Below are 633 nucleotides of genomic sequence, written 5' to 3'. Positions count from 1 at the left end.
ATAGGATTTATAGGTTATGGCGAATTACACAATCTCTGCTGATGCGGGTGGGACTTTTCTGGATCTCGTACTTGTCGATGATACGGGGCGCATCGCCGTTGGGAAGTCCCTGCACACGCCGAACAATCCCGAGGTTGGGATTATGGAAGCCGTTGGCATCGCTGCGAAGGCGTTGGATTTAGACGCGCAATCGGTTCTGGATAACTGCACCTTGGTCTTTCACGGCACGACGGTCACCACTAATGGCATGATTGAGCGCACTGGCGTGCGTACAGGCCTGATCTGTACCAAGGGGTTTGAAGATACATTGCGTATTGGTCGCGTTAAGGCGCGAACGGAAGGATTGGATCAGTATCAACTGACGCAATATACCTTAAACGATCCACCGCCACCGATTGTATCTGAGCTTGATATTGCCGGTGTTTCCGGGCGCATGGATGCCCAGGGTACAGAAATTCTGGCGCTGGATATGGACGCATTGGAAGCAGGCGCGACACGGCTAGTGCAAGCGGGTGTGGAGGCGATTGTCATTTCATTCCTGCATTCTTATGCCAATCCGGCTCACGAACAGCAGGCTTGTCGCTTTCTGCGCGATAAATTCCCGACCCTGCACATTATGGCGTCTACAGATGT

1 protein-coding gene is annotated in these 633 nt (G+C 52.6%); it reads left to right on the top strand.

Features of this window, described 5'->3' with window-relative positions:
• Window positions 1-16 precede the first annotated feature (16 nt).
• Window positions 17-633 (top strand): hydantoinase/oxoprolinase N-terminal domain-containing protein (locus tag ACOSDM_RS20080; RefSeq protein ID WP_420726314.1); only part of this gene is annotated, 617 nt, incomplete at its 3' end.

The organism is Hwanghaeella sp. LZ110, assembly GCF_048892525.1.
GTDB lineage: Bacteria > Pseudomonadota > Alphaproteobacteria > UBA8366 > Aestuariispiraceae > Pacificispira.
The sequence above is the reverse complement of the archived record's forward strand: the minus strand, read 5'-3'. Positions and strand labels throughout refer to the sequence as shown.